Here is a 13,898-nt window from a genome sequence, read left to right on the forward strand (position 1 = left end):
GTAATACTTAAATTAAATATTAAATTACCCATTAAAGCAAATAAGTAAGCTTCTCTTTTTATTGTGTAAATTCGAATCAATCTTTCCCTAATTGATTTTCTTCGTGCCCATAAATTAAAAGATACTAAATGCCAAAATTTCATGTATTATGATCCTCCTTAGCCTTTTTTAAATGTAAGGAAACATTATGAATTTCAACATTAGGAATACCTTAGGCCCAATATTTCTTATTCTTACATGCCCCGTTTTCGTCATGTTGATGTGGTATACCAACACTCAGCTTCAAGGGTCTTTATCAGCTCTTTGGGGTTTACTGATCCAAAACGGATTCATTCAAACAGTTATGACTATTTGGGGACCCTATTTCTGGGGCTCGGCAGTAGCATGGAAAATTATTTTGGTTTTTACTGTTTTTGAGCTGGCTTTAATGCGGATATTGCCAGGAAAGACCTTTAATGGGCCCATTACTCCAAAAGGAAATGTGCCTGTTTATAAAGATAACGGTGTTTTGGCATTTATCGTCACTATGATGACTTTTTGTATTGCCTCTTTCGGACTCAATTTATTTTCAGCTTCCATTCTTTATGACAACCTTGGGGCTTTATTTGGCGCGCTTAATTTGTTTAGCCTTATTTTCTGTGTTTTTCTATATCTCAAGGGCCGTTTTTATCCCTCATCAACCGACTCAGGCATAACCAATAATGTTTTGTTTGACTACTATTGGGGAACTGAGCTTTATCCTCAAGTTTTAGGATGGAGCATTAAAAAATTTATTACCTGCCGTTTTGGTATGATGAGTTGGGGCTTATTTCTTATTTCCTATTGTGCAAAACAAGCCGAATTAGGGGATTTATCTAACTCCATGCTTATTTCCGTTGTATTACAATTTGTCTATCTCAGTAAATTTTACATGTGGGAAAAGGGTTATTTACGATCCTTAGATATCATGCACGATCGTGCGGGTTTTTATATTTGTTGGGGGTGTATGGTATGGGTACCTTGTGTCTATACGTCACCAAGTATGTATCTTGTGCTTCATCCCATTCATTTATCCTATGTATGGGCAACTCTTATTTTAGGTTTAGGTTTGGCAAGTATTATTATTAATTATCTTGCTGACAAACAAAGACTTATTGCCAGGGCCACTCAAGGTGATTGTAAGGTATGGGGTAAAAAACCGGTCACTGTATTAGCTCATTATGAGACTACCGAAGGCGATAAAAAACAAACGATATTACTTGCCTCCGGATGGTGGGGGATAGCCAGACATTTCCATTATATTCCAGAACTTGCTGGTACATTTTTTTGGTCAGTGCCTGCGTTGTTTACTCATTTTGCACCCTACTTCTATCTTTGCTTTTTAACGGTTTTATTAGTTGATAGGGCGTTCCGTGATGATAAACGCTGTTCAGCCAAGTATGGAGCTGATTGGAATAAATATTGTGAACTGGTTCCCTATAAAATTGTTCCGCTTGTAGTGTGATGAAACGGAATCTCCAATTTGCTTTTCAAATCGAAGTAACCTGGGAGTCGCAACTGCGAAACCCAGGTTTAATTAGAAAGTCGAAGTGATTAGTAAAGGAACTCCAAACAGAACAAATACAGGCTGATATAATAATTCACCATTAATTTCTATCTTTTTAAACTCACAACTATATAATGCCATTTTTTGAACTATAAGGCGGGAGTTTTCGTATGAGAAAGAAAATTAATTTAGAACAAGTTGAAATTGGAAAATCCAAGAATACTTATTCTACTGGCAAAGAAGTGGTAATTTTTACCTTTGGTCAATCCTTCATGGGGGTAATTGGACAAACTGGCTCCTATTTTTGGACCAATTCAATTCCAGCTTATAATGAGTTTGTCGATTCTGAGGAATTCAAATCATTACATCCAGAAGTGTTCATCATGTATGGCGATTCGAGTCGAACAGAATTGAGTTCAAACAAACTGAATCCGAGCGAAATTATCGCTTTGCTTCAGGAGAAATTCGATTCACCTGCTTTGGATGCAGCGTATTTAAAAGATAAAGATAAAACTTTGGATGGAACATTTTAATTTAAATTTAAAAATCTTAGCCTGAGTGAAACACGGCAAAAGCCAAGGTTCTGGTGCACAATTTGTCATCCGAAATTATTGTTTTGCTTCACTCGGGCTACAACAGATTTTCATCTGAATTCTTTGTTCCCAAAGAGGAATACCAGGGTTAAAAATTGCCAGACTAAAAATTAGGAATGGAGATATAACACGCAATTAAGATCCCCCACAGATGGATATAATCGCCCACTAATACATTCTTGAGATACCATCCAGGTAAGCCTGCATTTCTAATATCATCTTGTAAGTATTTGATTATAGGTATAAATGCTACCACAAAGAAGACCATTAAAACATGGTAAAGAAAGACCAGTTCTTGAGTGTTATGGTATAAGTATGTTTTATAGCGCATTTGCCATGGAGTGATATAGAGGATAACGAATGAAAAGAAAAAGACTTTAATGATGCTGGTAAAGTCAGTCATAAAAGGGAGTTTTTTTCGATTAAATACAATTTCTTGTTCTTCTCGATTGAGTGCATTAAATGACAGGGATTCAACAGCCGCACTTATTAAAAAAAATACGCAATAAATATAAATGCTGGTTAGCGTTAGTGAAGGCATAAGGAATACAGCTTCCTAAGATCAATGAAAAATTGTATATAATTTTATCATAATGTAGTCCATCTGTCGATTTGAAATCCCTTATATAATTCGTGAAAATAGTTCGCCAACTATTGAGGTGTGTTACCTAATAGTTTAGGCGATTTGATCTATAAATCTTCAAAATTTGCTGGGAAGAGGCAAGAAAGAACAACAAAATTGGGATCGCTTCCTGTACAAGTAAACAAAACACCTGTAGGTTTATTCGAATCTTCGGATAATAATATCTGATGGGTTAACTTCATACCACCAGCATCATGACATGCGCTGGATAAGCTACTAAAAACGTTATTTATGGTTTTAATTTCCCCGGCGCTCTCATAAGCTTGTCCGCATTGAGGGGATTGTCCACTAGGCTGGGATAACGCCGTTTCCGCATAAATATTTTGATAAATAAGTATCGAGAATAGAAGTAATCCTTGAAAAAATTTCATAAAAGACCTCCATGTTCCACCTATTTCTTTCAATTATAGAAGTGAATGAAACAATTGAGAAATGTAGCTTTCGAAAAATCATTTTAAACTGTTCAGGCTGAGGAGGCATTTATGCTTCTCAAAGGCTTACATGAAGGCCAACACGGCTTTGGAGACAGCGCTAAAACGTTTCCCCAGCCCGAAAGGATCGCGTCGGGACAAGGTAAAGCTCGCTTGGACTCGCGGATAGGCGCTGCACTCAGGAACTTTTTAAGTGCCTATATTAGTGCAGCGATAATACGGTAAGACTTTTAAAATTATGGAGAAACAAACTGTGAGAATTCTTCTTTTTCTTCTACAATTTCTTCAATACCGCCGATATTTAAACGTCTCAGGTTATGAAATAATAATAAGTCTGTTGATTTTTTTATTGATAAGGAAAACTTTGCCAACGGTCGCTTTTCTTCATCAGTTAAGGATATTTTTATAACATCCTGTTCGCGCTCAATACTTGATTTTTCTATCTCTTCCAAATCTACATTTCTAGCTTTTAAAAGATCGCCTAGGGAGCGATAACTATCCAAAGGCGATTTTTCTTCAGCAAAATACTTTTTTAAATCATCGCGGTTAACAAATAAAGAATAGTATCCTATACCAATTCTTATGGCTGTTCTATGTCGATTTACCCCCATCTCTTGGCGGAAACCCTCTATGTCATTAATCTTTAGTTCATGAGGTTTACTTGAAAAATTAATGTAATACAGGCAGTTACTCCCTTCAATGAAAAAGAAGCAGTCTTTATAATGTTCAAGATCAGAGGGGAGCGCAGAGGGGGCAAAATATAATCGTGACTGATTTGTTTGAACCTCGTAGGAAAGAATATCGTCTTTTATCTTGTTCCCTTTTTCTTTTGTGGCAGCCCACGCTATTGCCACAAAAGGCGAACAGATGAGCGTCATCGCCGCAGCGAAGAGAAGGCGAGGTAAGTTAAATAGAAACGTGAATATGCCTACAGGGATTAACACAGGTTTTTCGGCGCCCTTGAGAGAGCGGATGAGTAAAGAAGAAATGAGGAGGTGAATGCCTGCGGTTAAATAATCGAAAATCCCTAAATGAATTTTTTTAAAAGGATCTTGTTCCTTATTTTTATAATTAGGTAATAAGTGACCGGAAAACACGAGAAAGGTATCCGCCATTTTTCCCCAAAATGTTGTTCTGTAGGCTCTGGCATGGGGGTATTGTTTCGTTTCAATAAGATTTTTAAGTGGATTGAAAATACTCATAATTATCCTTGGGTTTTTAATGGCGCGGAGTATAACCAATAATAATAACTTTAAGAAGAAGATGGGCAGATATGATGTAAATAGTTCTAAAATCGGACTTTTATGATAAATATTTGGTATGACACCATAAAAATTTGAATAATAATTTGAGAATAGGTTCAAATAATAATCTATTATTTAATTATACTAACCATAATAATAGAGTTAAATTGAACGATGCATTAATGAACACTCTTCTAGCACGTCAAAGTATCTATGATAGGGATCGGCTAGTTAAAGCATATGAATTACTTTACAGAGATGGTCACTCCACCGTTGCTCATGTAGACAATCTGGACCTGAAAGCAGGGGATGGAGCTACCTCCTCAGTGATTACCCAATTATTTACTAATTTAAATATGGAAGATGTGATTGGTAATAAACTTGCATTTATAAATTTCACTTATAATCATTTAGTCAATCAAGTTCCTAAACTGCTCCCTAAAAATCAAATTATTATTGAAGTAATTGAAAACATCCAAATCGATGATCAATTAATCCGTAGTCTGATTGATTTGAGCAAGGCAGGGTATAAAATCGCTTTGGATGACTTTATTTATACAGAACAAATTGTCCCTCTAATTCAAGTTGCAGATATTATTAAAATCGAGGTATTGCATCAAAATAAACATCAAATCCAAAAACAACTCAGCCTTTTGCAAAATTTCAAAGGAAGACTTCTTGCTGAAAAAATAGAGAATAGAAATCAATTTAATGATTGTATGGAACTCGGATTTGATTATTTTCAAGGTTTTTTCCTGAGTAAACCTGATCCATTAAGAGGGCAAGCCATTACTGAAAATAGAGCACATTTAATAAGATTATTTGGAGAATTGAACGATCCTGCAGTTGCTATTGAACATATTGAAAACCTTATCTTGCAAATTCCAAAACTCAGTTATCGTATTTTACGGTTAGTCAATTCCGTTGCTTTGTATCATGGAAAAAAGATTGAATCCATATTAGATGCAATTAAACTACTGGGGATTGTTTGTATCCGAAACTGGATGGGACTTTTGATGCTATCAAGTATTAATGATGTGGAACTGGATTTACTTGAGCGCACTTTAATCCGAGCTAAAATGTGTGAAAATCTTGCTAACATTCAATGCAAATCAGATTCGCATTTAGCGTATACTGTTGGTATTTTGTCCACTTTGGATGCAATTCTTCATGAACCCATGGAATCTTTATTAGCAAAGATCCAACTCAGCACCCAACTCAATAATGCAATCCTTTATTTCGAGGGTGAGTTAGGGAGTATTTTAAGAATTGTAATGGATTATGAAATTGCCCATTTTAAACAACTAGAGTCTGCTTCGGTTGATAATACTCTATTGATGCGTGCTTATCTTGATAGTGTTAAATATGCAATCAAAACGATTCACTTAATTAAATAGTTTATTTACTTATAATTAGCTTACCTAGGTCAGGGAATGCTCTATAATCCCATTCTTGTTTTTAAATCAGTTGATTGAATCCTGGATGCATCGGACAAGCTGAGGCACGCAGGTGGTGAGGGATCTCAAGGGAGCTTGAGTGTAAGGTAGCAAGTTATTTTAGCTTATTTTCAATTCGTCTATCTGGAATGAACCAAAGCATTGCAACGATTACATAAAGCATTTGGGCAATCCACGCATATACATAAGCAAGAGGAATTGCTAGTAAATAGAGTACGATGGAAATATTTCCTTTTAAGTCATTCCCAATTGCTCGAGCCACCAGCGATTCTTTACCTTCATGCGAGATCAGTGTATGAACCAGGATGGAGTAAGAAATAGCAGCCATTAACAGGACAATGCCATAAAACGATGTTGGTGTGGCGGTAAAATGGTTTTCTCCCATCCATCCTGTGGCAAAAGGAAATAAGGAAATCCAAAATAAAAGATTCAAGTTTGCCCAAAGAACTTTTCCTGAAATACTTTTGGTAGCAGTAAATAAATGGTGGTGGTTATTCCAGTAAATACCAATATAAATAAAACTCAGTATGTAACTGGAGAAAATAGGAATGAGCGGTCGAAGGCTAGTAAAATTATCACCATGTGGGATTTTAATTTCTAATACCATAATGGTGATAAAGATCGCCAGCATACCATCACTAAATGCTTCTAATCGTGTTGTTCTCATCCGTTCTTCCTAATTGATTAGGTCGACCAATCGTATTTCCCATAAAAAATGAATTAATTCTTATCGCCCTAAGATATCTATAAATTAAATTGTAGAACAGTACTCTTTACTAGGCTAACTCATGGAAAGATTTTCGATTTCAGAACTGCTTTAGAATGCTATTTTCTATATCTAATAAAAACAATAAGTTGTTTAGGAGTTCAATTTTTCCCACCATCTTTTTCGATACATTTTGTATTAGATCTATTGACGCTGACCTAAAAATATGCAAAATAGATATTTTATCTGCACTTATTCTGATGTAGCATCTAAGGTAATTTATTATGAGTTCAAGTTGTAAGCATGCCAAAATTTCATTGTTTAGTGCAACAGCGCTTTCTGCTACGGCCATGGTTGGATCAGGATGGCTTTTTAGCGCTCAATTAAACGCTAAGATTGCGGGAAATTATTCATTTCTTGCATGGATTTTAGCGGCATTATTGGTAATGGCAGTGGGACTATGCCTGGCACAAGTTGCCTCAATTTTCCCGGTCCGTGGTGCAACAGCACGGTCGAGTGCCTTATCACATAATAGTATTTTTGGTATGCCTTTTGCATTTGCCAACTGGTTTGGACTCATGGTAACGATTGGTACAGAAGCTCAGGCAACCACACAATATTTGGCTGCCACTATTAAAAGCGATACCTTGATGGTGGCAAATAGCCTGACGATTTATGGCAAATTATTTGCGCTCGGGATCTTAGTTATTTATTTATTCATTAATTACTTTGGTATTAAATTATTAACCAAGATTAATAATACAATTACGGTAGTAAAAATTCTCAGCCCGATTTTTACAATTATGATCTTTTTGATCATGCGTTTTGACACGAGCAACTTTAGCTTAGATACCAACACACAATATGGGCTTGGTTCAGCAATTACTGCAATTATTTCAGCTGGACTCATCTATTCGTATAACGGATTCCAATTGGCCGTAGCTTTTGCGAGTGAGATGGAGAACCCCAAGAGAAACATTCCTTTATCAATCGTTCTCTCAATTGTCATCGTTATGTTTGTTTATATGTTGCTTCAACTATCCTTTATGGGGGCAGTTCCTCATGACATGTTAGCCGGAGGTTGGAGTAGTCTGAATTTTCATTCACCTTTAATTAATTTAGCCATGTTGATGGGCGTGCACTTTTTAGCGATGCTCCTCATTGCTGATAGTATTGTGAGTCCTTCTGGCACAGGATACTCTTATTTAGGTGGTGCGTCCCGAATGTTTTATGCCATGGCTAAAGAGGGACAAATGCCTAGCCGTTCGATTACTAAATTACATCCTAAATACAATTTGTGTCGTCGTTCCTTGCTCATTAATTTTACCTTAACTGCAATATTTCTCTGGAACTCAGATAGTTGGGCTTCACTCATGGTGATTGTTACTGGTTATCATTTAATTGGATATATGGCTGCACCGATTAGTATGGGAGCGATTAAACCCAATACCAGGATATTTGGTTTAATCGTTTTTTGCATTCTTGGCGTCATGATGAGTACTTTGCCAGCGAACGATTTTCTAAAGATGAATTTGTCTATTTTAATTTTAATGGTAATTTATGGAGGAATTCAGCTTACACGGCGCATGAAGGCAAGCACATTACTTGTATTAACAACACCTTTTCTGACCTATTTGTGGTTAATTTATTTTTATCAAAATCCTTATTACATTCTTCTGATCTCTGCTCTATTTTATTTATTAATTACCCACAAAGAGTACGTCAGATTATGTAAGGAAACTCAATTTACTTCTACAGATGCTGAGATGGTTACGCCTGTTGGTGTCAGTCAAGGCCAACAAGCTTAGCGTCCGAACATCGATTGATACTTTGAGGCTGATTGTAAAAAAATGTTAAAGTCTAAAACGTAGAACATTAGGAGTAACTTCATTGACTGTACCCGTATATCAAGGGAATACTCATCCCAACGAAATTTCATTTGATGAGCTAATCGACAAACTATTTAGCTCATTAAGTGCTAATTTAAGCGATTATGCAGTTCAAAAAATATTTTATCTTATACAACAGCATATTAGGAATATTGGCACAGCAACTTCACCAGAAAAACAGTTGCAAGAAGAGGATATTTTTTATAGAAAAATAAATATCATCATCGCACGTGAGCATCATCCATATAAAGCCCTCCTGTTAGATTGTATAATATTTGCTACAATCATTCTTTCTTCCTTAACTATTGGTTTTATGTGCGGAGCATTTTTAGCTCCTTCTGTGGGTGTTTTACCTTTTATGATTGTAGCTGGGGTTTTGGGATGCTTAGCGAACGGAAAAACAAATGAGAAGGTGAGTTCATTCTTCTTTACTGAGTCCTATTTTAAAAGCAAAGTTTTTCTAAAAAATGAAAAGGAACCAATAACAGATGATATCTGTGATTACCAGTAATTTTTAGTACATATTATCCCGGCGTCTAAAAGTTATTGACTCTACGCAATTATGAAGAATAACCTGTCTAATCCAGACTTTTATCTTTAACTTCCATTCGTTCATTTCATTCTTTCTTCACTTAAAAATTCATATATTGATGTATTAAGATGTTATGCTAGTGTCTTGATTAGTTATATTTAATGAGAAGGGCGATTGAAAATTAACACTACAGTACTCACTTCGAAACGTTTTATAACCTTCGGAGCTTTATTAGCAATGATTGCTACCATTCTCGGCGCATTTGCTGCACATGGTTTGAAGACACAGCTTAGTGATGCGCAGATGGATGTTTTTAAAACAGGAGTTTTCTATCAGATGATACATAGTTTGGCTTTATTATTTGATGGAATGCTTCTTATGCAATTTAATAACCGATTGATACAAATTTCAGGATGGCTATTTCTCGCAGGCATTTTCTTCTTTTCAGGAAGCTTATATGTAATGAGTTTGTTGACAGTAAAAGCCTTAGGCCTTGTCACTCCGATTGGTGGTCTGTTCTTTATTTTTGGTTGGTTTTTATTAGCTATTGGAATACATAAAGCTTAGGCATTGAAAGAATTAGCGGCTAATTCGATGATAAAATCAAACCCATACATCATGGTTTACAAGGAGAGTATATGAATAATCGGGGTTTTTTTATAATTTTGGTTGCGACCCTATTCATGCCAAATTTGGCTTATTCAAAATTGATTTGGAAAAAAACATATCTTCCAATGAATACTGCGAATGGCCCAGTAAAACTTGAAGCCTTGCTGGTCTTTTCAGATGATAAGCTCAAACATCCATTAGCCCTTATTAGCCATGGCTCACCCCGAAATCCGCAGGATCGCCCCAATATGACGGCACTCTCTTATTTACCCATAGCTTACGAGTTTGCACGTCGTGGTTATTCTGTTGCCGTAGTTTTACGAAGGGGTTACGGTAGCTCGGGAGGCGGGTGGGCTGAAGGTTTAGGTTCATGTAAAAATCCTAATTATATGAAAGCAGCCCAATCAGCAGTAGAGGACTTGCATGCATCGGTGGATTATTTAGGCACACTAAAACAATTTGATACCAACAAATTCATTGCTGTAGGCGTTTCAGCTGGAGGTTTTGCTTCCATTGCACTCAGTGCATTGAACCCTCCACCAGGATTAAAAGCAGTCATCAATTTTGCAGGTGGACGAGGTTCATCGTCTGATAATAAGGTATGCAATGAGAATGCCCTTATTTCAACATTTGTCCAATTTGGCAAAACATCTAAAGTTCCTACATTATGGATCTATGCGAAAAACGATCATTTTTTTAATCCGCCGCTGGCGAAAAAGCTATTTACTGCATTTACTGGGGCTGGTAGAAATGCGGTCTTTATTCAAGCAAATTCATTTGGCAAGGAAGGGCACTTTTTATTTTCAAAAGCTGGAATCCCGCAATGGGCACCTATGGTAGATCACTTTTTAAAACGTAATCAATTAATCCTAGTTAATACACCCCTTGTCGTACCGGTTTCTTCTTTAAAAACACCAAATTTATTATCAAATAGTGCAAAAAAAGCTTTTTTAACCTATAAAATTGCTCCACCTCATAAAGCGTTTGCTGTTTCGGAAAACAGGTCTTACGGCTGGCGATCAGGTCAGCCCACCAAAGAGATAGCGGAACAAAAAGCTTTAAATATATGTAACCAATTCAGTGCAAGCGACTGCAAATTAATTGCAGTCGATGAGGAACTCCTCCATTAATATGAGGGTAACTGGTGCACATTAAAATCGGTACCGCAAAATATAAAAAATTGCAACCCGTATTACCCTTGCATAAGACGGGTCTGTTCTAACAAGTCAATTCAATTACCGCGCAGTGAGTGTAGCTAAAGCAATCTAAAGTCAAAATCATAGCCATGCTGTCGATACTCTTCAATTTAGAATAAATGCTCGGTTACGCTATATATTAACAATGAGCTCATTTTGTATTGATTGATAAACATCTACCCAAGCCAATAACGGGGCGTGGGATTTACTTTGAGTTGCCACAAACACTCCATATCCATAACCCGTTTAGGAAACTGCTTATCAACGATTAGTACCCTTTGAGCAACACGAAGAGGAAAACGTAATACTCAAAAAATAGAGCGTAAGCTTTTAACTCTCCGTACTCGTATCGAAAGATTAGCTAGAAAAAAATCCGCTTCTTTAATGCATGAATTCAGATATAACCCCGGTCGCTAACGAAGGTTTCCCACAATAGAATACACGCGGTTTCGACCTGAATTTTTCGCTTGATACAATGCCTTATCCGCTTCATATAAGCATTCTTCAACCGTAGCATCCATAACATTCGAAAGATAGACGCCTATTGTGATGGTGTAGTTTATTTTTTGTCCTGATGGCTCGTCAAAAGGACTCTTTTCAATGAGAGCCCGAAGCTTTTCCGCAACTTCAACAGCATTTTTCTCCAAAATATTAGGTAGGATAATGGCAAATTCGTCGCCACCCATGCGACCTACCAAATCAGTACTCCGTAAATCCTGCTTCAAAAACGTGCTAAAATGCTGTAAAACTAGGTCACCCACTTTATGTCCGTTCATGTCATTTACTTTCTTAAAATAATCAATATCTACCATTAAAATAGCTATGTTATATTTCATACGTCTCGCGCGTTGAAATTCTAACTCAGCTTGCTCAATGAAATATCTTCTATTATTTAATCCTGTAAGAAAATCTTGATTAGCATGCTGTTCTAATTTGGCTATCAGGGATTTTTGCTGGGTTATGTCCATAATTTGCGCAATGAAATATTTGACTTTTTTATTTGTATCATGGACTACGGAGCCGGTTAATAAAATCCAAATGATGCGGCCGTCTTTATGAGAGTATCTTTTTTCTAATTGATAACTACTGAGTGTTCCGTCTAATAATTGTTTCACATAGCCAAGATCGGTCTCGAGATCATCAGGATGTGTAATGTCTATGAATGTTTTTTTCAACAGCTCATCCGATGTATATCCTACAAGCTGAGACAATGCCTTATTAACCTGAACAAAACGTCCATTAATGTCAACAATTGCCATCCCTATAGCAGCAGCTTCAAACACAGAATGAAAGCGTTCTTCAGATTCCCGAAGTACATCTTCATTAATTTTCCGTTGGGTGATATCGGTAGATACACCGCACAAACCATATATCTTTTGGTTATCGTCTTCTTCATATAGCGGTGTTTTTACCTCCCAATACACACGAGAATGACCATCACGTCCTATGCTGTGAATTTCTTCTTGCGTGGTTATCTGCTGGTAAAATACCCTATTATCAATCTCATGCAACCGTTTCACGGTGGCCTCAGGAAAGAAATGATTATCATCCAAATTTGCTAGTTCTGATTCAGAGCATTGAAACAACTTAAGCGTTGGTTTATTAGCATAGATATAGTGGTGATTAAGGTCTTTCATATACACATATAGCGGGATATTATCTAGCGCATCGGACAAACGTTTTGCCTTAGATATGGCCGATTTCATCTTTTTTAGTGTAAATCTGAAATATTCCCCCACTAACGATAAAATAGTCCCATTAACACAAAAGTAAATAAGCATTAGTATGGAACTATGTTCGTCAATGTAAACAGGCTGAATAAAGCTAGAATAATAAACAAAAAAACAACTAAAAAATGTTGCGAATATACCTGCATAAAACCCACCCCATAAAGCAGGGAGCATCACTGTGAGATAAAAAGGTCCAAACCCTAAAAAAATAGAATAATGACTCCATGCCAAGATACGGATTAATTCGAAAATAATAACTATTATGCCCGTTAAAACAAGCTTGATAATTATATTCACATGGGAAAATGGTTTCAAATTGTTCCCTAGCGCAAAGGTGATAGCCATATTATAAATGTAACACAAAATTACAGGTATAATTTGCATTGACTGCAAGTACGCAACAGCAACAGGATTGTCTGAGGGTTGATGGAGCCTTTGCTCATGACAAGGTGACCCGATTTCTTCGATAGTTCTTAATAAAACCTTAAGGTTGTTTGTATAAAATATGAACTCAATATTCAGTAGTTAATCAGCTTGGGCGTTAACGTCATTAAGGATGCAATGTGAATAAAATTATGACCCTCTCTCTTTTCATTATCATAGGATTGTTTTGTTCGCAATCGAATGCGTCGCAAAAAACATTTAAATTGAGTCCCAATGAAACGAAGCTACTTGCTAATAATACGCTTTGGACACTCAATGCGACTTGTGTTGTTCAATGTAGCCATCCAAATAACAGTAAAATTAAAATTAACGTGATCAAAAATAGCGGCACTATTAATGGAAAAAAATTGTCCACAGGACAGGGAACATTAGTTAGGGTAAAGAATCACAGCAGTGTCTCGGTGAGTGCGGAATCGGGCACTCAAATCAATCTTATCAATTTAGGTACAGAGGAATTGCAAGCCGTTTGTTCCATATAAGCGAATACACCGTAGCCCGTATTAACGCAGCGTAATACGGGGATAAAAATCAAATTTCCAATAGGACGTGTTGACAATTCATCCCCACCGCCTACGTGCCGCGACGTGTTCGCGGCAACCAGCCGATCTTAATCAGTGGCAAATTTCTTCATAAAGATGATGCCATTCTGTATTTAGGTTCTCAATCAAATGTAACTTCCACTGCCTGGGCCAATTTTTGAATCGCTTCTCACGTCGAGCAGCTTCTATACAGGTTTCATGAACCTCATAATAAACTAATATATGTACATTGAACTTAGCTGTAAATCCCGGAATCAGGCTGTTTTTATGTTCCCAGACTCGTTTAATTAAATCTGATGTCGAACCAGCGTATAGTGTACCATTTCGCTTGCTTGCCATAATGTAGACATAAAATGACTT

14 protein-coding genes and 1 pseudogene are annotated in these 13,898 nt (G+C 36.6%); 9 read left to right on the top strand and 6 right to left on the bottom strand.

The annotated features are described in order from the left end of the window. Positions 1-187: 187 nt before the first annotated feature. Positions 188-1,483: a phosphatidylethanolamine N-methyltransferase family domain-containing protein gene (locus OQJ26_RS14500; protein WP_265704445.1), complete on the top strand. Its 1,296-nt coding sequence runs from the start codon at positions 188-190 to the stop codon at positions 1,481-1,483. 212 nt (positions 1,484-1,695) lie between these two features. Then, positions 1,696-2,058 (top strand): hypothetical protein, encoded by a 363-nt coding sequence (locus OQJ26_RS14505; protein WP_265704446.1) that lies wholly within the window; start codon positions 1,696-1,698, stop codon positions 2,056-2,058. 163 nt (positions 2,059-2,221) lie between these two features. Here the strand turns inward: OQJ26_RS14505 and OQJ26_RS14510 are convergent, their stop codons facing one another. The 3 genes from OQJ26_RS14510 to OQJ26_RS14520 form a co-directional block, all read right to left on the bottom strand. Then, the gene (locus OQJ26_RS14510; protein ID WP_265704447.1) at positions 2,222-2,659 is read right to left on the bottom strand and encodes a hypothetical protein; all 438 of its coding nucleotides are present in this window, start codon (positions 2,657-2,659) and stop codon (positions 2,222-2,224) included. A gap of 149 nt (positions 2,660-2,808) precedes the next feature. Then, on the bottom strand, positions 2,809-3,132 hold the full coding sequence (locus OQJ26_RS14515; RefSeq protein ID WP_265704448.1) for a hypothetical protein: 324 nt from the start codon (positions 3,130-3,132) through the stop codon (positions 2,809-2,811). Between the two features lie 296 nt (positions 3,133-3,428). Beyond that, positions 3,429-4,556 (bottom strand): hypothetical protein, encoded by a 1,128-nt coding sequence (locus tag OQJ26_RS14520; RefSeq protein ID WP_265704449.1) that lies wholly within the window; start codon positions 4,554-4,556, stop codon positions 3,429-3,431. A 62-nt stretch (positions 4,557-4,618) separates the two neighbouring features. Between OQJ26_RS14520 and OQJ26_RS14525 the strand changes: the two genes are divergently transcribed. Next, complete coding sequence (locus OQJ26_RS14525; RefSeq protein ID WP_265704450.1) at positions 4,619-5,833, top strand: EAL and HDOD domain-containing protein; 1,215 nt, start codon at positions 4,619-4,621, stop codon at positions 5,831-5,833. A gap of 154 nt (positions 5,834-5,987) precedes the next feature. Here the strand turns inward: OQJ26_RS14525 and OQJ26_RS14530 are convergent, their stop codons facing one another. Further along, a complete protein-coding gene (locus OQJ26_RS14530) occupies positions 5,988-6,560 on the bottom strand; it encodes a TMEM175 family protein (protein ID WP_265704451.1) in 573 nt (190 codons plus the stop codon). A gap of 323 nt (positions 6,561-6,883) precedes the next feature. Here OQJ26_RS14530 and OQJ26_RS14535 point away from each other — a divergent pair, with 323 nt between their 5' ends. The 5 genes and pseudogenes from OQJ26_RS14535 to OQJ26_RS19485 form a co-directional block, all read left to right on the top strand. After that, complete coding sequence (locus tag OQJ26_RS14535) at positions 6,884-8,407, top strand: APC family permease (protein WP_265704452.1); 1,524 nt, start codon at positions 6,884-6,886, stop codon at positions 8,405-8,407. Positions 8,408-8,489: 82 nt separating this feature from the next. Then, positions 8,490-8,999, top strand: a complete 510-nt coding sequence (locus OQJ26_RS14540) for a hypothetical protein (protein ID WP_265704453.1) — start codon at positions 8,490-8,492, stop codon at positions 8,997-8,999. A 195-nt stretch (positions 9,000-9,194) separates the two neighbouring features. Continuing rightward, entirely contained in the window at positions 9,195-9,587 is a 393-nt protein-coding gene (locus OQJ26_RS14545; protein WP_265704454.1) for a DUF423 domain-containing protein, read from the top strand. 71 nt (positions 9,588-9,658) lie between these two features. Then, the gene (locus OQJ26_RS14550; RefSeq protein ID WP_265704455.1) at positions 9,659-10,759 is read left to right on the top strand and encodes a serine aminopeptidase domain-containing protein; all 1,101 of its coding nucleotides are present in this window, start codon (positions 9,659-9,661) and stop codon (positions 10,757-10,759) included. Between the two features lie 322 nt (positions 10,760-11,081). Then, positions 11,082-11,194, top strand: a pseudogene (locus OQJ26_RS19485) (IS1 family transposase); the annotation flags it as partial. Positions 11,195-11,238: 44 nt separating this feature from the next. Here OQJ26_RS19485 and OQJ26_RS14555 read toward each other — a convergent pair. Further along, a complete protein-coding gene (locus OQJ26_RS14555; RefSeq protein ID WP_265704456.1) occupies positions 11,239-12,870 on the bottom strand; it encodes a diguanylate cyclase in 1,632 nt (543 codons plus the stop codon). A gap of 248 nt (positions 12,871-13,118) precedes the next feature. On the opposite strand from OQJ26_RS14555, the gene OQJ26_RS14560 reads away from it, so the two are divergent. After that, positions 13,119-13,478: a hypothetical protein gene (locus OQJ26_RS14560; protein ID WP_265704457.1), complete on the top strand. Its 360-nt coding sequence runs from the start codon at positions 13,119-13,121 to the stop codon at positions 13,476-13,478. A 132-nt stretch (positions 13,479-13,610) separates the two neighbouring features. Here the strand turns inward: OQJ26_RS14560 and OQJ26_RS14565 are convergent. Continuing rightward, positions 13,611-13,898, bottom strand: a 288-nt coding sequence (locus tag OQJ26_RS14565) for a GIY-YIG nuclease family protein (RefSeq protein WP_265704458.1), incomplete at its 5' end; no start/stop codon positions are given.

The organism is Legionella sheltonii (genome assembly GCF_026191355.1).
Lineage (GTDB): Bacteria > Pseudomonadota > Gammaproteobacteria > Legionellales > Legionellaceae > Legionella > Legionella sheltonii.